Source organism: Streptomyces sp. Alt3, from assembly GCF_030719215.1.
GTDB lineage: Bacteria > Actinomycetota > Actinomycetes > Streptomycetales > Streptomycetaceae > Streptomyces > Streptomyces glycanivorans.
Genome location: NZ_CP120983.1, coordinates 41,434 through 57,924, shown reverse-complemented (window position 1 = coordinate 57,924; position 16,491 = coordinate 41,434). Strand labels below are relative to the sequence as shown.

Here is a 16,491-nt window from a genome sequence, read left to right as displayed (position 1 = left end):
CCGCCCTCCGCCCGCGCCCGGCTCGTACTCTGCCCGCCCTCCGCCCGCGCCCGGCTCGTACTCTGCCCGCACTCGGGCCGCCCTCCGCCCCCGCCCCGCTCGCACTCCGCCCGCACTCCGCCCGCGCCCGGACGGCCCGTTCCAGGAGGTACGTTGACCGCCACCGAGCCCGCCCCTCCCTCACCGATGCCCATGCACCGCCTGCACTTCGACGAACCGGGACCGCCCCGCCCCGCCGAACTGCCCGGCGGCACCCCCGCCTGGCTGGTCAGCCGCTACACCGACGTCCGACAGGTCCTCTCAGACCCAAGGTTCGGCCGGGCCCAGCTCTACGCCCCCGACGCACCGGCCCTCTCCGACGTACCCGACCTCGTGAACAGCCCCGACCTGATGTTCAACCAGGACGGCCCCGACCACCTGCGACTGCGCCGCACACTACGCCGCGCGTTCACCCCACGGGCCGTCGCCCGCTGGCGGCCCTGGATCGCAGCGATCGTGGAAGATCTCCTCGACCGACTGGAAACCTCGCCTCAACCGGCCGACGCAGTGGCGGAGTTCGCCCTTCCCCTGCCGGTGGCGGTGATCTGCCGGCTGATGGGGCTCGGCGAGCCGGCCCGGGAACGGATGCGGTACTGGAGCGAGCACGCCTTCTCCGACGGCACCCACGACAGCGAGCAGGTGGCGCGCGCACTGAAAGAGTTCAGCGCCTTCGGCGCGGACCTGCTAGCCGAGCGGCGCCGGGCTCCCGGCGACGACCTGATCAGCGGCCTGGCCGCGTCCGCCGACCGGGAAGGAGGCGTCCCCGAGGCCCAGCTGGTCAGACTTGTGTGCGGACTGGTCGTCGGCGGCCACGACAGCACCATGACCATGCTCGCCAACGCACTGCTCTATCTCCTGGGCGAACGCCCCGGAACATGGCCCCGCCTCGCTGCCGACGAGGAGGCCGCCGGACGCGCCGCGGACCGGATCATCCACCTCGTCCCCCTGGGCGACGACCGCGGCAGCACCCGCCACGCCGCCACGGACGTCGAGATCGGCGGGGTGACGATCCCGGCCGGCGCGATCGTCCTCGCCGACTGCGGCATGGCCAATCGCGACCCGGACATTTTCCCGCCCGCCACCCTCCACGACCTGTTCGCCCCGCTGGAGGCCCCCACGCTCTCCTTCGGTGCCGGCCCCCACTACTGCCTCGGCGCCTGGCTCGCCCGCACCGAACTCCAGCTCGCCCTGCACCGGCTGGCCGCACGCTTCCCCGCCCTGCGCCTGGCAGAGCCCATGGACACGGTCTCCTGGCGAACCGGCACGACCTCCCGCAGCCCCCAGCGGCTGGCCGTCACCTGGTAGCGGCCGCAGTCACCAATCCGGCCCCGACCAACTGGGCACGCACGAGCCCGACCCGGCCTCCGCTTCTGCCCGTCCGGACCCCGGCAGGTTCAGCGCAGCCGTCCGGCCCCGTAGGCCGGACGGCACCGGGACGAGCACAGGACGCCGCTGAGCTCACCGATCCGGATCGGCCGGTGCCTCCCGGGCCCCGGACAACAGGCCGCAGACCCCAAAGGAGCCGAACACGCCTCCGTGCGGCCCGCGGGGCCGGGTCGCGAACAACCACACTCCGCCGTCCGACGGCCGAGCCCGACCGGACCACCGCAAAAAACCGTGCCGTCTCTCGATGCGTACGCTGCGCGCGCCGGGCCGCTTCCCACAGGGAGCCACCGATGACCGACAACCCGTCAGTACCCGGCCCGCGCCGGGACATGGCGATCCACACCGATCGGTGGACGTCGGGGCGGGAACACGCCCCGCCCTGCCAGAACCTCCCACGGCCCCTGCTGATCGCCACCGCGAGCCGGCCCGGCTGCACCGGCCCCCTGGACGACCTGCTCACAGCGGACACCGAACGCACCGAACGGCTCGGCAAGACCCGCATGCCCACGCGCACCGCACCACTGGTCAGCACCCGCACCAAACCACCTGGCCACCCATCCGGACGACTCACAGGAGGATCGCACCACTGTGGACCGCCCGCCCGCCCGCCCGCCCACCGCCACAGGCCAGGACACCGGCGGTGTCCGAACCGCCCGCACCCACCTCCTGCAACCTGGCGACGCCCAGGACCAGCGCGGCCAGCACCCGGCCGGCACGCGACGGTGGGTGACGAGCCTGACGTGTAAACAGCGCTACGTGTGGATCATCGACCACTACACCCTGCCGTGACTGCCGTGACTGCCGTAACTGCCGTGACTGCCGTAACTGCCGTAACTGCCGTAACTGCCGTGACTGCCGTGACTGCCGTGACTGCCGTGACTGCCTCATCGATCGTGAATCCTGGGACTCCCACCGCAGCGGCCGCCACTGACCACCCGCCCACCCACCACGATGCCGGTGACGGCTGACCGCCCTACCCGCGCGCGCGTGAAGTAGCGGTGCGCCCGGCCATTTCCACGGCCGGGCGCGCGGCGCTGCTTGATCCCGATGATGACTGGGCCGTGCGCCGCACCCGAGCCGCGGTCGCCGCTGCTACGCTCGCGGCCCTGCTCCGCCCCGCCACCGCCTTTCCTGCCCCGGTGGCGGCTGTCGTCGCTGAATGCGACTCGGGCCGGAGCACCGCTGTGCCGGTGCGCGAGGTGTTCGGCAGGCTGCCCGTCCTTGACCAGTGGCCGACACCGTCGCCGGTCTCACGGCCTCGTCGGCTCTGTTGTCAGTGGTCTGCAGCATGATGCGGGGCAGGTGACGGCCTGCCCGACAGGGGGCTTTCGAGGCCGTCCTGGATGAGGGGGTGCTGTGCGCAGGCCGGTCACGGGCGAGGTGCATGTTCACTACGGTCAGATCTATGTCGAGAGCGATCCGGCCGGCACGACCCCGGGCCTTTCGGAGGCGTTCGCGGGTCAGAACGGCGGGTTGTGCGGGGCCGCGGTCCCGGGCGCGCTCTGGCTGAGCACCGGACTGCACACGGGCAATGTCGGCTTCGTCGTTGAGGTCCACGATGCGCCCCCGGCGCTGGATCCGGCTTGGGAGGACGTGGTGGAGGTGTCCTTCCGGCCGGTGTCGGAACGCACCAGCCTGGTGCAGTGGGCGGGCGAGGCCGCGTGGGACCTGGACCTTCCTCGGACCGACTACCGGGTGCGGTACTGCGCCCGGGGGATGGACGAGGGACGCGAACGCGACACTCGAGTGACCGGGGAGCCGCAGGCGGACAGCTACCTCCTGCAGTTCTGGCCCGCGCCGCCCCGCCCGGACCGGGTGATCCACCAGACCTCACAGAACGCCGCGTACTGGCACCGCTACGCGCGCGACCTTCCGCCCCCGCCCACACCCCTCCAGCGCGCCGAGACCGAGTGCTTGGCTCGCCGGGCCCAGGAGCGGGCCGCCGAGGAACGGCGAGTGCACCACGAGCGCTGGCAATGGGGCGGACGGCTGCCGAGCCAGGCACTGCGCGATGCCCGTGAGAGTAACGTCCTGGGCCTGCTCCGCTTCGACAGCGACCTGGTGCACGCTCTTGGCACGGTCGGTCCCGGCGTCCAGCGTGCGGTAGCGCTGCTGGCCGCCCGGCGGGCCTGCGAGACGGCGGGCCTGACCGATGTGCCGTGGGTCACCGAGGCGCTCACCGCGTTGGCGCACAAGCGTCCACTGCCCCCGCCGTTCGACGACACGGCCCGGATGTGGGAGACCCTGCGCTGCGATCCTCGCGTTCCGGAGCGGTCGGTGCTTGAGGCGATACCTCCGGAGCGACCGTCCTACCGGCCGCCGGCCCCTGCGGACCGGGCGCTGCACCAGCAGCAGGCTCCTCCGGCGACGGCCGGAAGAAGGGCAAAGTGGGTCTCGGCCATGGAGTCGGGGGAGGACCCACCGAGCCGGCCGGGCCTCGGCCGGGCACCCGGCACGCTCGCACCGGCGGCGCCCGCCGGCCGGAGCATGACACCGGCCGCAGGCACGGGACACGACGCTGCCGTGGTGGTCCACATCTTCGGTACCCCGCGCGAACCCTCGCAGATCGCACAGCCCTACTTCGCCCTCCCCGCGGTGCTGGCGGCAGCCGAGCCCGTCCCGCTCAAGGCGGCACTGGACGCGGTGTGGCACGCGGTGAACACCTATGGCGAGCACTACCCGGAACTACTGGAAGAGATCCGCTCGGCGTGCGCCGAGGGGGCGGGGGATTAGACCGCCTCTCTGTTGCTGACGGTCGACACGGCGACCGGCGCGCAGCTGGGAATCCTGACACCGCTTTGGTACTGCCACGCAGCCGTCCGGTGGCGCCGAAGCAGCTGCGCCCGACGGGCCGGCCGCCGGGCGAGCTGCTGCTGGGTATGCCGTCTCGAACGAGGCGTCGCAACGGCCGCCAGACAGCCCGTGTTGCGGCGTGCAGTTCGCATGCGCGCTGCTGGTGCCTGGGTGCCGCTCGGCGAGCTTGGTGACGATATGGCGGATGGCGGGCCGGTCGCGGGCCTCGCCGAGTCTGGCCCGGTAGGCATCCAGCAGCGCGCGGGCGGTCTGCTCGGGACGTTGCCAGGCCCACCGGGCGCGCGCCATGTCGGTGCCCAGGCGGGCCATGCGCTCGGCAGTCGGGAACTGCTTGGGCCGAACGTTCCTCCCGGCGTCCAGGGCGGCGCCAATGTTGCCGAGCGCCCAGTGCACGCCGACCGTGTACAGGTCGAAGGTGGCCGGGCTGATGGTGAACAGACGGCCGGGCGTAGCGGCCTGGGGCAGCACGGCGGGTCACTTCCGTACCGTGCTCAGCTCTCGACGGACACGGGTTCCACACGGACCGACACGGCGCTGAGGTACAGACCGTCGCCGCTGAGCCGGAGCGTCGGGGACAGGCCGTCATGCAGAGCATCCGAAACCTCGGCGGTCGGGTAGCCGAAGAGGTCGATGCCGCGGAGGACAACCGGGCAGGCGGACGGCCCAGCGAGCGTGAAGGGGTCACGGGTGAGGCCGATACCGACCAGACCAGCGGCGCTCTGATGCCGACCACGGCGGTCCGTGGCGTCACCATGTACGTCGAGCGTCAGACCCCGGTACCGCGCGCTGAAGGCCCAGCGGACGCCACAGACCCAACCAACGCGAACGTCGGCGACGGTGGCAACCGCCCACTGAGCGGTGCGCTCGTCCACCCCGAAGCGGAGAGTGCCGGCACAGCCAGGCAGTCGAAGACCGACCTCGGGAAGCAACTCGAACATACGGAGATGCTCCCAACGAACAGCACTGCGCCACAAGCCGGAAACGACGACCACCTACTGCCGACTGCGATCTCTCGGACTCGTGGCAGTGAAGTGGGTGTGGACCAGGGTGCACGAGGGCGTCCACGACCTCTTCCGGGCCGCTGGACCGTCGGCCGTCCACGACCTGCGCACGGGGCTGGCCACCGCGGCTCGCGAGCCAGCAGGCCAGGAAGCTGACCGTGCTGCTTACGCCCACGCCATGCGGCCGGAGCCGCGCCAACCGCCACAGGCTGCGCCTGCGGCCTGTGGCGGTTGGCGGGCCGAAACCTGCCCGCGGGCTCTGGCGCGTAGCCGTGCCCGACGGCATCCCGCACTCCCACACCATCGGCGACTTGGAGAAGAACCTGGTTCTTCTGGAATGGCCGTGTTGGCAGTTCGGGCAGACCGAGCGCCGCGTCCGGGAACTGGAGATCCAGGTAACCCGGGAACGGGCACGGCCAGAGTCGTCCTGGAGGATGCAGCCGCAGCGCTCCTCGTCGACGGCGCCGCTGCATCGTGGGGGGCTGCGCCACCTACCTTGATCAGAGTCGCGTTGGTCTCCCGCGAGGACGGCATGGTCGCGCTCGCGCAGCCGGACATCGAGCGTGCGAGGTCTGCCGGCCGCAGACCGGACTATGCCGGTCAAGAGGGATGTCTGTGGTGCCGGGATGGCGTGTCTACTGGGTGCCGACGAGGCGGGTCGTCGAGCCCGAACGGGTGCCGGCGCTGGGCGGCTGGGGCGTATCCAGCGGGCCGCAGCAGGCGGTTCGGAGGACCGCGACCGGGCACCGAGGTGGCCGGTCGCGGCAGGCCCATCGCCCAGCGGCGCGGCAGAGCGCGGGGGTTCAGGGGATGTCCCATGCCGGCGTATTCATGTAGGCCAAAGGGTCGGGGACCTCCGCAGTTCTCAGTGGCCGGGTGAACCATGACCGTTCGATTGTCACGCCCATCACCCGCTCGGCCAGGAGGAACAGCTTCAGGCCCCAGAACTCGGTTGGGTCGGTGACGTCGATCAGACCAGCGCACCAGAAGGGATCCCAACGGGCGTCGCCCTCTCGCAACGGCGTGACGGGTCCGTAGGGCTCCTCGTAGACGACGAGGTCACCGTCAACTGCGTAAAAAACACGGTCGCCGCCGCTGATACCGAGCAGGAGACCAAAGCACCTGCCTCCGCGAGACAAGTTGCGCAGCACCCCCGGCACTGCTCCGGTCGACCCGACGACCTCCAACGCGAACACCGTGTCGCCGACTGTGCCGACACCCACGTGGTCGCGACGGTCGAGGTTACGCGGCTGGAGATCGTAGATCTCCTCGGCCGCCAGAAGACGCGTGGCCTCGGGGTCGCCTCCGAACCCTCGGAGAACCTCTTCTTCGGTGACCCCCTCGACGAGTGTGAGTACGGGGTAGAGGCCGTCCTCCTCATCGATCCAGTCGAACCGGTCGTCCTGATCGTCCATGGCGCATGCATACCAGGCGTTCCCGACGGCCGAGGCATCGGCGTGAGGAACTACGTGAGCGGCGCTGCCCAGCACCTGAGCGTCGGGTGGGGAGATTCAAGGCTCTGACCGGATCTGCGTAAATGCTCTTGTAGGTTCTTCCGGACTCGTATGAGCAGGTCCGGGGCGAAGGCAGGGAGTGACCACGGTTGTCGGACGGCTTGATGCTGAGTGGCTTCACGGTTGGTGTGAGCAGGCAGCTGCGTCCCTCGCGAAGTTCATGCAGTCGTTTCAGGCACGGCATGGTTTCGAGCCCGGCACCAACGTGGTCGTACTCGCCTCGGAGGCGAGTCATCAGGCCACCGAGACGCTGGTGGAGCTGACGCCGATTCCCTCGGACCTGACCACGATGTACTGGGTGATCGACGAGGTCTCCCTGCCCGATGTGGAGAACGGCTACTTTGTTCATCCTGCCTCGCTGGTCGCGGAGCACTTCCGCGAGTACGGGGCTGTCCAGATCGACGGGGAGGAGCCTGCGATGGTCTTCGCGAGCGACGGTGGCGGGCATCTGTTCGCGCTGGCAGGATCCGGGCGGGTGTGGAGGTCGACCACCGCCTCATGGTTCGATCAGTTCGACCTCGCTGCGGCCGGTCTTCAGGAGTTCCTGGAAGGGCTCTCTCGGCAGATCAGCGGCCAGCTCTGACTGCTGTTCGCGAAAGGCCGGGTCAAGCCGGGTGAGAATCCGAAGCCTCAGGAGCCGGAACGAGGCCCGACCGTACATGGCGGGCCGGCCGCGCGCAGAGGGGGACCGGTCAAGCTCGCCTCACTCCGGTTTCGCGGTCCGGTCACCGGATTCCCTCAAGTGCCGTCCTCACGCTGGCCTCGTCGTCGGCATCCTCCCACTCCCCATAGGCCCTCTCGATCTCGCCGAGGTACTGCCTGAGATCGAACCGGACTTCGCCTACGAGCCTGCCCTGGAGGTCTGGGTACAACAGATCGGTCCAGACGACGGTCTCGCCCTGGAGGCGCACACGGACGACGAGCCCACCCGCGTCGGGGTCGGAGGGCACCACAGAAGCCACGTTGACGTCTCGAATTGCATCGGCCGGATAGAGCGGTCCGCCGGGGCGGAGGAGTCGTCGGGGATGCAGGCCGACGGCCCCGCTGTGGCTTCGCGCGATGATGTCGAGTCCATCGACAAAGAGGTACGTGTGCATACCCGCACAAACCGGTACCCCGGGGCAGCGACTGACGAACAACGTGCTGGTGGTGGCACCATTGCCTGGAGGGCCGGGAGCTACGACCCGAACCTTACGCGGCGGTCTACGCGGCATCTGCCCGTCGTGACGTCATGAGCGGATCTTAGCGACAGCGCCTCCCGGCGTGGTCGATCGGCCGGGTCCCATCCGACGTGTGGGCATCAGATGGGCCTTGACCTCGAATCCTGGACACGGGTTATGCGGCTTGCGCCAGCGTAGTTGGTGGGTGGTGGAGGGTGTTCTCGAAGACGATCGGTGATCGTTGTCCGAGGGGGGAGTGGCGGCGTCGGGTGCTGTAGCGGTGGAGCCATCGGAAGGCGTCGAGCCGGGCCTCGCGCTCGTCGCTCCAGCTCTTTCGCCCTTGCAGGGTCTCGCGTTTGAAGGTCGCGTTGAAGGACTCGACGAGTGCGTTGTCCGCGCTGGACCCCACCGCACTCATGGACTGCCGGACCCTGGCTGACCTGCAGGCTTCGGCGAAGGACCGGCTCGTGTACTGAGCTCCGTGGTCGGTGTGCATGATCGATCCGGCAAGGCTTCCGCGAGTCCGGACGGGGGCCGCCAGGGCGTCGGTGACGAGGTCGGTCCGCATGTGGTCGGCGATCGCCCAGCCGGCCAGGCGCCGGGAGGCGAGGTCGACAACGGTCGCCAGGTAGCTGGACTTCTCGCCGTCGATGGGCAGGTAGGTGATGTCGCCGACGTACTTCGTGTTCGGCTCACCTGCGGTGAAGTCGCGCCCGATAAGGTCGGGCGCCTCGGCCGCAGCGGGGTCGGAGATGGTGGTGCGATGCCGGCGGCACAGGCGGACGCCTTCGATCCCGAACGCCCGCATGATCCTGGCGACGCGCTTGTGGTTGACCGCCTCACCGCTCACCTCGCGGAGCTCGGCGGTGATCCTCGGAACTTCGTAGGTGCCGTCCGATTCCTGGTGCACCACCCGTATCCGGGCGGCCAGACGTGCATCGCCGGCCTGCCGCGCGGCCCGGCCCGGGGCCGTCCGGCGCCAGTAGTAGAAACTCGAGCGGGCGACGCCGAGGACCTCGCACAGCCGCTTCACGCCGTAACGGCGCTGGAGGTCAGCGACACCCTGGAAGGGGTTCACCAGCGCGTCTCCCCGGCGAAAAGCTTCGCCGCCTTCCGCAGAATCTCGCGCTCCTCCTCCAGCTCGCGGACCTTCTTCCGCAGAGCCGCGTTCTCCGCCTCCAGCGGGGCCGGCGGCTGGGCCGGCTCCTGTGTCCGTCGACCCCGGGGACGGCTGGCTCCGGCCGTCCTCACCCAGTTCCGCAGCGTCTCCTGATTGATCCCCAGATCCGCGGCGACCGACCTGATCGTCGCATCGGGCCGCGACTCGTACAGCGCGACCGCGTCTGCCTTGAACTGCGGCGGGTAGTTCTTCATGACCACGAGATGTCCGTCCTCAGATCCACAGGATCCAGTGTCTCGTGTGTCCAACATCGAGGGTCAAGGCCCGGGCCCGGTGCCTTGTTCATGGTCATGCCGGAGGACAGCGGGCCTCGCCCAGTCGGGCACGCGCCTGTCCAAGACATGACCGGGTGAGTGGTGCAGCCGGCACAGAAGGTGTCGTCGTCAAGGACGCTGATGAGACGTCCGACCACCGTCCGGCACGGCGCGTCGGACAGTGCGCGGACTTCAGGTCCACGCGGCAAGCCTCAGGCGACCCCGGCCCCGGATGAACTTTTTCAGACACCCTCTCGGCGTAATCCTGCACGTTTCGGCCACCCGGGCAGACCTCCCGTAGCTGCGTTCTTTACCCCCACGAAACCTGCGAGGTACTGAATGACAGGGGCATGAGCAGGGACGATGCAGGATTCCATCGTTGACGGCCGAGTACACGCTGATTAGCGTCGCCTTCATGACCGACCGAGCCCCTGTAGACGTCATCGATCAGCTGGACCGCCGCGTCATCGCCGCGCTCCAGCTGAACGGACGTGCCCCGTGGAACGCGGTGGCACGGTGGGTGGGCGCCAGCGAGACGACCGCCCAGCGTCGCTACACCGCTCTGCGCGAACAGGGGCTGCTGCGGGTCGTCGGCACGGTGGAGCTCGACCGGACTCGGGAGGGCTCCTCGATGCTCGTCCGCGTGCAGACGCGCCCGGGTCACGGGCTGGAGGCCGCGGACCGGTTCGCTGCCAGCCCGGACGTCCGCTTCGTGGCCGTCGTGACCGGTGCGGCGGATCTGATCGTCGACTTCGTCGCCGCTGACAACGAGGAGATGATGCGGATGCTCTTCACCGACCTGCCCGCGGCGGACCTCGTCACCAGCACCGAGGCGGTTCCCGTCATCCGGGCGTTCACGTCGGCCTCGATGTGGGACACGGGGCTGCTGCCCGCGGAGGCGGCCGCCGACCTGCGGCCGGCCACTTCCGCGTCGTCGTGCGACCGCGCCGACTGGGACGGGGCGCCACAAGCGCTCACCGTCCTGGAACAGGAGGTCGCCGCAGCCCTCAAGGAGGACGGCCGCGTGCAGGTCAGCGCGCTGGCCCGGCGTCTTGGCCACACCGAGTCCAGCGTCGCGCGGGCGATGGACCGGCTGATCTCCCGCGGCATCCTCCAGTTCCGCACCCTTGTCGAACCGAGACTGCTCGGGTACGAGGCGGAGTTCATGGTGTGGCTGTCGATCGAACCCGACAGGCTCGACGCTGCGGGACGTCAACTCGCCCAGCACCCGGGGACGAAGTTCCTGAGCGCGGCGACCGGACGCTTCAACCTGGTCGGGCACATGGTGCTGCCCCGCCGCACCGACCTGTTCCACTACACCAGCGATGTCATCGGCGCGCTGCCCGGACTGATCGCTTCCGACGTGACTCTGCACCTCGCCACCATGAAGTACTCCTGGCACCGGATGCGCAGCACCGCCTGAACGGCCGGCCCGTCAGCTCCCTCACGTCACCGTCCCCACGGTCACGGTGCCGCCCACGTCTTTCCTCGTTCCGTTCTTCCGTTCCCGACCCTGGTGGAGTCACCATGCCCACAGACGACTTCAGCCTGCCCGCGGACAGCTGGCGCTGGCCCGAGCCCACCTGGCGCAGCCACGTCGACGCCGTACGCGCGGGCCGAAGGCTGGTCCCTCACCGGTGGCCCGGCGGCGCCCGCGTCGCGGTCGCCCTGTCCTTCGACTCCGACCACGAGACGATCCCGCTGCGCGACGGCGAGACGAGCCCCGGCCGGCTCGCCCAGGGCGAGTACGGCGCCCGCGCCGGCGCTCCGCGGATCCTCGCCCTGCTGGCCCGCTACGGCGTTCCGGCGACGTTCTTCATGCCTGCGGTCTCCGCGCTCCTGCACCCCGAGGAGGCCCGCGCCTACACCCGTGACGGGCACGAACTGGCTGTCCACGGCTGGATCCACGAACGGAACATGCTGCTGGGCCGTGACGACGAGCGGGAACTGACCGTCCGCGCCCTGGACGCCCTCACGACCCTGACCGGGCAGCGGCCTGTCGGCATCCGGACCCCGTCCTGGGACTTCTCGGCCTCTACGCTCGGCATCATGCTCGAACTCGGCTTCGCGTACGACTCCTCCCTGATGGCCGACGACGAGCCCTACGAGATCGTCGCCGAGGGCCTGCCCACCGGGCTGGTCGAGATCCCCGTCGACTGGATCCGGGACGACGCCCCGTATTTCACGATGGACCGTTACGGCTCCGTCCGCCCGCACAGCCGGCCGCGTGACGTCCGGGAGATCTGGACGGACGAGTTCGACGCCGCCTACCGCGACGGCGGAGTCTTCCAGCTCACCCTGCACCCGCACGTCATCGGCCACCGCTCGCGTCTGGTGGCGCTTCGGGAACTGCTCGACCACATCACCTCCCACCGTGATGTCTGGTTCGCGACCCATGCCGAGCTCGCCGACACGGCCCGTGGCGTGCTGCTCGACCCGTCCCTTTCCCGTCCTGCCGCTGACACCCCGGAGCGCACCTGATGAACACCGGATCCGCGACGCCCCCAGGGCCTCGTTACAAGACCAGCGGTGTGCCCGACGAGGGCAGGACCGGCCGTGCGCAGCGCAAGGCCCTCGTCGCCGGCACGATCGGCAACACCGTCGAGTGGGTCGACTGGGCCCTGTATTCGATCTTCGCCAAGATCATCGCCGACGAGTTCTTCCCCAAGGGCGACGAAGCGGTGTCCCTGCTGGCCACGCTCGCGGTCTTCGCCGTCGGGTTCGTCATGCGCCCGGTCGGGGCCGCTGTGCTCGGCGCCTACGCCGACCGGAGCGGGCGCAAGAAGGGCATGACCCTCACCGTAGCCCTGATGGCGGGCGCCGGTTTCATCATCGCCATCACCCCGTCCTACGAGAGCATCGGCATCCTGTCGCCTCTCGTGCTGCTGATCGCCCGGCTCGTGCAGGGCTTTTCCGCGGGCGGCGAGTTCGGCTCGTCCTCCGCCTTCCTCGTCGAGTCCGCCGCCGGAGGCAAGCGCGCGTTCGCCGGCTCCTGGCAGCAGGTGTCGGTGGCCGGCGGCGTCCTCATCGCTTCCCTCCTGGGCACCCTTGCCACGTCGGTGCTCAGCGACGGCGCGCTGCATTCGTGGGGCTGGCGGGCGGCGTTCATCTTCGGCGGACTGCTCGGGCTGGTCGGCCTGTGGCTGCGGGTCTCCGTCGAGGACACCGAGGCCTTCTCCCAGGCGCAGTCCACCGGCCGGACCCGCACCAACCCCGTCAAGGCGATGTTCGTCGAACACCCCGCGGCCGCACTGCGTGTCGCCGGCATCACGATCGCGGGCACCCTCACGTACTACATCTGGGTCAACTACCTTCCCACGTACGCGAATCTGACCACCGGCATCCCTCTGCGGAGCGCGCTGCTGTCCCAGACGCTCTGTCTGGTCGTCTTCGTCGTCGCGCTTCCGTTCGTCGGGATGCTCTCCGACCGGATCGGACGCAAGCCGACGATGGCCGGGTTCGCCGGAGGGTTCGTCGTACTGGCTTGGCCCCTGCTGCACATGCTCAACGGCAGCTTCATCAGTCTGTTCCTGGTCCAGCTCGCGGGCATGCTGCTGATCCTCGGCTACTCCGCGAACTGCGCCGTCATCATGGCCGAGCAGTTCCCGGCAGAGGTGCGCGCCACCGGAATCGCCCTGCCCTACGCCCTCGCCGTCGCCCTGTTCGGCGGCACGGCGCCCTACCTCACCACGTGGCTCCACGAGAGCGGTCACAGCGACCTGCTGTGGATCTATGTGTCCGCCGCCTCGCTGATCTCCCTCATCGTCTACCTCACGATGCCGGAGACGAAGGACAAGGAGTTCAACTGATGCGCCACGTACTCGTCACCGGCGCCGCGGGCGGCATCGGCAGTGCGATAGCGGAGGCGTTCGCCGCCCAGGGAGCGTGCCTGACCCTCGGGGACCGTGACCACGACGCCCTCCGGGCCACGGCCGCCCGCCTCGGCGGTGGCGCCGTGATCCTGGCCGCGGACCTCACCGACATCGACGCCCCGGCCGACCTGGTCGAACGGGCCTGGGTGGAGAACGGCCCGGTCGACGTCCTCGTCAACGCGGCGGGCGTCTATCCCTCCCTCGACATGGCCGATCTCGACGCCCGCTCCTGGGACCGGCTCTTCGCCGTGAACCTACGGGCGCCGGTCCTGGCGACCGGCGCGTTCGCCCGCCTGGCCATCGGGCAGGAGCGGGCCGGTTCCGTCGTCAACATCTCCTCCGGCTCGGCCCTGCGCGCACGCCCCGGCGGGGGCCCTTACGCCAGCTCGAAGGCGGCTCTCGAGATGGCCACCCGGGCCGCCGCCCTGGAACTGGGCGCGCACAGGATCCGCGTCAACGCGGTCAGCCCCGGGTTCGTCCTGGTGAACAGCGACTGCAACCCCGTGTCCGCGCAGTATGCCGAAGCCATCGGAACCAATCCGCTGGGCCGCCCCGGGACACCGCAGGACATCGCACGAGCCGTGTGCTGGCTCGCCGGGCCTGAAGCCTCCTGGATCACCGGAGAGGTCCTGCGCGTGGACGGCGGATCGAGTGCCGGCGCCCTCCACCTGCCCCGCATCTGGCAGCCCGACGTCGCCCGCGCCACCTCGCCCGCCGGCGTCGCGGCGGCTACCACGACACCGGAGGAACAGACCCGATGAGCGACACCATTCCGCAGCCGGCCGCCTACACCGTCGTCGGCGCGGGGGCGATCGGCGGCACCCTCGCCTTCGCTCTCGCCCGCGCCGGCCACCCGGTCAGCGTCGTCGACACCGACCGCGCCCATGTCGACGCGATCCGCGCGCACGGACTCGTCGTCGCCCACGGCGACACCCGTACGAGCGTCCCGGTCACGGCCACCACCCCCGACGAGTTCTCCGGCACCCTCGGCCGCGTCCTGCTGGCCGTGAAGGCGCAGGCCACCGGAGCCGCGCTCGACTGGATCGAGTCCCGTCTCGCCCCCGACGGCTACGTATGCTCCCTGCAGAACGGATTCAACGAGGCGCTGATCGCCCGGCGCGTGGGCGCCGAGCGCACCCTCGCGGCCTTTGTGAACATCTTCGCCGATGTCATCGAGCCGGGTGTCGTCCTCGACGGCGGTGCCGGGGCCCTCGTCATCGGCGAACCCGACGGCGCTCCGGTCAGTGCCCGCGTCCGCGCCCTGGTCGCCGATCTGCAGAGCTGGGGTCCGGCCGTGGCCAGCGACAATGTCGAGGGATACCTGTGGGCCAAGGCGGGATTCGGGGCCATGCTCGCCGCCACGGCCATTGCGGACGCGCCCATGGCGGACCTCATCGACCGACACCGGCCGGCGATGACCGGCCTGACGGATGAGATCTTCACCGTGGCCGACCGTCTGGGCATCACGCTGGAGCCGTTCGACGCCTTCGACCCCCGCCCCTTCCGGCCGGGTGGCTCCACTGCGGAGCGCGACGCAGCGTTCGACCGTCTGACCGCCTGGCTCCGCACCCAGACCAAGGACCGCAGCGGCATCTGGCGCGACCTCGCCGTACGCCACCGTCCCGTCGAAGCCCCCACGCACTACGGCGACGTGTTCGACCACGCCGCGCGCGAAGCACTGCCCACCACTGTGCTGCGCACGGTCATGGACAGACTGCGGCAACTGGAGGGCGTTCCGCACGAGATGACGGAATCGTCGCTGGACGAACTCGACCGCCTCGCCCTCACCCACCTCGCCCGCGTCGATGACGGCAGCCGTGCCGACCACCTTCCCCAGCCGCCGGTCTCCGCCGGGCCGCACGGTTCCGCACAGGCCGTCGCGGTCCAGAAGTGGCTCGACGACCACTGCGAGGACATGGTCACCGACCTCGCCGCCTACACCTCCCAGGGCAGCGCGAGCGACGATCCTGACGCACTGGACCGGTGCCTCGACTGGCTGCGCGGCTGGCTCGACCAGCGCCTCGGAGCACCAAACGCCGAAGAGGTCCTCCCCCGTGCGACGGCGGGGGACATCCTGATCCGCCGCTACCCCGCCCGGGGCGCGGTCGCCGCCGGTGACGACCGCCCGGTTCTGCTCCTCGGCCACTACGACACCGTCTGGCCGACCGGCACTCTCGACACGTGGCCCTTCCGCCGGGAGGGCGACCGCATCAGCGGACCCGGCGTGTTCGACATGAAAGCAGGCCTCGTCCAGGCGGTGTGGGCCCTGCGCGCGCTCGATGCCCTCGGCCTGCCCTGCCCGGCCTGCACCCTGATGCTGAACGGCGACGAGGAGACCGGCAGTCTCGCCTCCCACGAGGCCATCGTCGCCGAGGCCCGCGACAGTCGACTCGCGATGGTCTTCGAGGCGGCTGCGGACGGCGCGATCAAGACCGCCCGCAAGGGGGTGGGGCTGTTCACCCTCACCGTCACCGGCGACGAGGCCCACGCCGGGCTGGACCCCACGGCCGGGGCCAGCGCCGTGGACGAACTAGCCCGCCAGATCCTGCGCCTGGGCGAGCTGCGCGATCACGAGGCCGGCACCTCGCTCAACGTGGGTGTGGTGGAGGGCGGCACCCGCGCCAACGTCACGGCCGGGCACGCCGTCGCCCGCATCGACGTCCGTGTCGCCTCCGCCACCGAACAGCAGCGCGTCGCGGAGGCCCTCGCCGGCCTGCGCCCCTTCGACCAGGGCACCCGGGTGGAGGTCACCGGCGACTGGAACCGCCCCGTCTTCGAACGGACCGAGCAGGTCGCCGCCCTCGCCGAACTGGCACGCCGATGTGCCGGGCTGCTCGGGCACGACCTGCCCGAAGCATCGGTCGGGGGAGCCAGCGACGGGAACTTCGTCGTCGCCGCGGGCACACCGGTTCTGGACGGCATCGGGGCGCTCGGCTCGGGCGCACACGCCCGCTCGGAGAACACATCCGTCTCCGGCCTGGTCACGCGTGCCTCGCTGGCCGCCACCGTGCTCGTAGCGCTTGCCGACAAGGGCAACCCCACCGCGCGGGCCTCGGCCGCGTTGCAGAAGTAGGTCATCCCCTGGCGGGCCGTCCCGCCTTCGTCTCCCGACACGGCACAGCGGCGCCTCGATCTCAAGGATGAACGGCGGTCGGAACCGGAGCCGTTGCCGCCGATGGAGACGAAGGCGGGAAGAACGCGGGACGACCGCCCGTCGGGCCCCGGCGGCAGCTGCCCAATCCGCTCGGCCGCCCAGGCCGACCCGAGGCGG

Annotated in this window: 14 protein-coding genes; 9 read left to right on the top strand and 5 right to left on the bottom strand. The window is 70.4% G+C overall.

What is annotated here, in order from left to right; translation table 11 throughout:
* Window positions 1–186: 186 nt before the first annotated feature.
* The 3 genes from P8A20_RS00310 to P8A20_RS00300 all read left to right on the top strand — a co-directional run bounded on the left by P8A20_RS00310 (window position 187) and on the right by P8A20_RS00300 (window position 4,158).
* Window positions 187–1,344: a cytochrome P450 gene (locus P8A20_RS00310; RefSeq protein WP_371606746.1), complete on the top strand. Its 1,158-nt coding sequence runs from the start codon at window positions 187–189 to the stop codon at window positions 1,342–1,344.
* A 669-nt stretch (window positions 1,345–2,013) separates the two neighbouring features.
* On the top strand, window positions 2,014–2,214 hold the full coding sequence (locus P8A20_RS00305; RefSeq protein ID WP_306102607.1) for a hypothetical protein: 201 nt from the start codon (window positions 2,014–2,016) through the stop codon (window positions 2,212–2,214).
* 567 nt (window positions 2,215–2,781) lie between these two features.
* The gene (locus P8A20_RS00300; protein WP_306102606.1) at window positions 2,782–4,158 is read left to right on the top strand and encodes a hypothetical protein; all 1,377 of its coding nucleotides are present in this window, start codon (window positions 2,782–2,784) and stop codon (window positions 4,156–4,158) included.
* Here the strand turns inward: P8A20_RS00300 and P8A20_RS38590 are convergent.
* From P8A20_RS38590 to P8A20_RS00285, 3 genes are all read right to left on the bottom strand, one after another.
* Entirely contained in the window at window positions 4,111–4,707 is a 597-nt protein-coding gene (locus P8A20_RS38590; protein WP_371605878.1) for a hypothetical protein, read from the bottom strand. The two genes, P8A20_RS00300 and P8A20_RS38590, sit on opposite strands and share 48 nt — an antisense overlap.
* A 23-nt stretch (window positions 4,708–4,730) precedes the next feature.
* The gene (locus P8A20_RS00290; RefSeq protein WP_147964217.1) at window positions 4,731–5,177 is read right to left on the bottom strand and encodes a hypothetical protein; all 447 of its coding nucleotides are present in this window, start codon (window positions 5,175–5,177) and stop codon (window positions 4,731–4,733) included.
* Between the two features lie 866 nt (window positions 5,178–6,043).
* On the bottom strand, window positions 6,044–6,655 hold the full coding sequence (locus tag P8A20_RS00285) for a DUF6461 domain-containing protein (RefSeq protein WP_147964218.1): 612 nt from the start codon (window positions 6,653–6,655) through the stop codon (window positions 6,044–6,046).
* A 178-nt stretch (window positions 6,656–6,833) separates the two neighbouring features.
* Between P8A20_RS00285 and P8A20_RS00280 the strand changes: the two genes are divergently transcribed.
* On the top strand, window positions 6,834–7,337 hold the full coding sequence (locus P8A20_RS00280) for a hypothetical protein (RefSeq protein ID WP_147964219.1): 504 nt from the start codon (window positions 6,834–6,836) through the stop codon (window positions 7,335–7,337).
* Window positions 7,338–7,479: 142 nt separating this feature from the next.
* Here the strand turns inward: P8A20_RS00280 and P8A20_RS00275 are convergent, their stop codons facing one another.
* Together P8A20_RS00275 and P8A20_RS00270 are read right to left on the bottom strand one after the other, a co-directional pair.
* Entirely contained in the window at window positions 7,480–7,851 is a 372-nt protein-coding gene (locus P8A20_RS00275; RefSeq protein ID WP_187282461.1) for a hypothetical protein, read from the bottom strand.
* 238 nt (window positions 7,852–8,089) lie between these two features.
* A protein-coding gene (locus P8A20_RS00270; RefSeq protein ID WP_147964220.1) for an IS3 family transposase occupies window positions 8,090–9,294 on the bottom strand; the annotation gives its coding sequence in 2 pieces (ribosomal slippage) (window positions 8,090–9,003 and window positions 9,003–9,294; 1,206 coding nt in all).
* Between the two features lie 469 nt (window positions 9,295–9,763).
* On the opposite strand from P8A20_RS00270, the gene P8A20_RS00265 reads away from it, so the two are divergent.
* The 5 genes from P8A20_RS00265 to P8A20_RS00245 all read left to right on the top strand — a co-directional run bounded on the left by P8A20_RS00265 (window position 9,764) and on the right by P8A20_RS00245 (window position 16,293).
* Window positions 9,764–10,771 carry an Lrp/AsnC family transcriptional regulator gene (locus P8A20_RS00265; protein ID WP_147964221.1) on the top strand — a complete coding sequence of 336 codons (1,008 nt, stop codon included), beginning with the start codon at window positions 9,764–9,766 and terminating at the stop codon, window positions 10,769–10,771.
* 104 nt (window positions 10,772–10,875) lie between these two features.
* Window positions 10,876–11,829: a polysaccharide deacetylase family protein gene (locus tag P8A20_RS00260; protein WP_306102605.1), complete on the top strand. Its 954-nt coding sequence runs from the start codon at window positions 10,876–10,878 to the stop codon at window positions 11,827–11,829.
* Window positions 11,829–13,157, top strand: a complete 1,329-nt coding sequence (locus tag P8A20_RS00255; protein WP_147964223.1) for an MFS transporter — start codon at window positions 11,829–11,831, stop codon at window positions 13,155–13,157. Before P8A20_RS00260 ends, P8A20_RS00255 begins: the two co-directional genes overlap by 1 nt.
* Window positions 13,157–13,981, top strand: coding sequence for an SDR family NAD(P)-dependent oxidoreductase (locus P8A20_RS00250; RefSeq protein ID WP_147964224.1), 825 nt, complete (start codon window positions 13,157–13,159; stop codon window positions 13,979–13,981). The genes P8A20_RS00255 and P8A20_RS00250 overlap by 1 nt, the downstream gene beginning before the upstream one ends.
* Window positions 13,978–16,293, top strand: coding sequence for a 2-dehydropantoate 2-reductase (locus P8A20_RS00245; RefSeq protein ID WP_306102604.1), 2,316 nt, complete (start codon window positions 13,978–13,980; stop codon window positions 16,291–16,293). Before P8A20_RS00250 ends, P8A20_RS00245 begins: the two co-directional genes overlap by 4 nt.
* The last annotated feature ends 198 nt before the right edge of the window (window positions 16,294–16,491 follow it).

Bases quoted from the DNA above. Each gene is read 5' to 3' on its own strand.
- P8A20_RS00310 (WP_371606746.1), top strand. From the start codon at position 187: ATGCCCATGCACCGCCTGCACTTCGACGAACCGGGACCGCCCCGCCCC.
- P8A20_RS00290 (WP_147964217.1), bottom strand. From the start codon at position 5,177: ATGTTCGAGTTGCTTCCCGAGGTCGGTCTTCGACTGCCTGGCTGTGCC.
- P8A20_RS00285 (WP_147964218.1), bottom strand. From the start codon at position 6,655: ATGGACGATCAGGACGACCGGTTCGACTGGATCGATGAGGAGGACGGC.
- P8A20_RS00275 (WP_187282461.1), bottom strand. From the start codon at position 7,851: ATGCACACGTACCTCTTTGTCGATGGACTCGACATCATCGCGCGAAGC.
- P8A20_RS00265 (WP_147964221.1), top strand. From the start codon at position 9,764: ATGACCGACCGAGCCCCTGTAGACGTCATCGATCAGCTGGACCGCCGC.
- P8A20_RS00260 (WP_306102605.1), top strand. From the start codon at position 10,876: ATGCCCACAGACGACTTCAGCCTGCCCGCGGACAGCTGGCGCTGGCCC.
- P8A20_RS00255 (WP_147964223.1), top strand. From the start codon at position 11,829: ATGAACACCGGATCCGCGACGCCCCCAGGGCCTCGTTACAAGACCAGC.
- P8A20_RS00250 (WP_147964224.1), top strand. From the start codon at position 13,157: ATGCGCCACGTACTCGTCACCGGCGCCGCGGGCGGCATCGGCAGTGCG.
- P8A20_RS00245 (WP_306102604.1), top strand. From the start codon at position 13,978: ATGAGCGACACCATTCCGCAGCCGGCCGCCTACACCGTCGTCGGCGCG.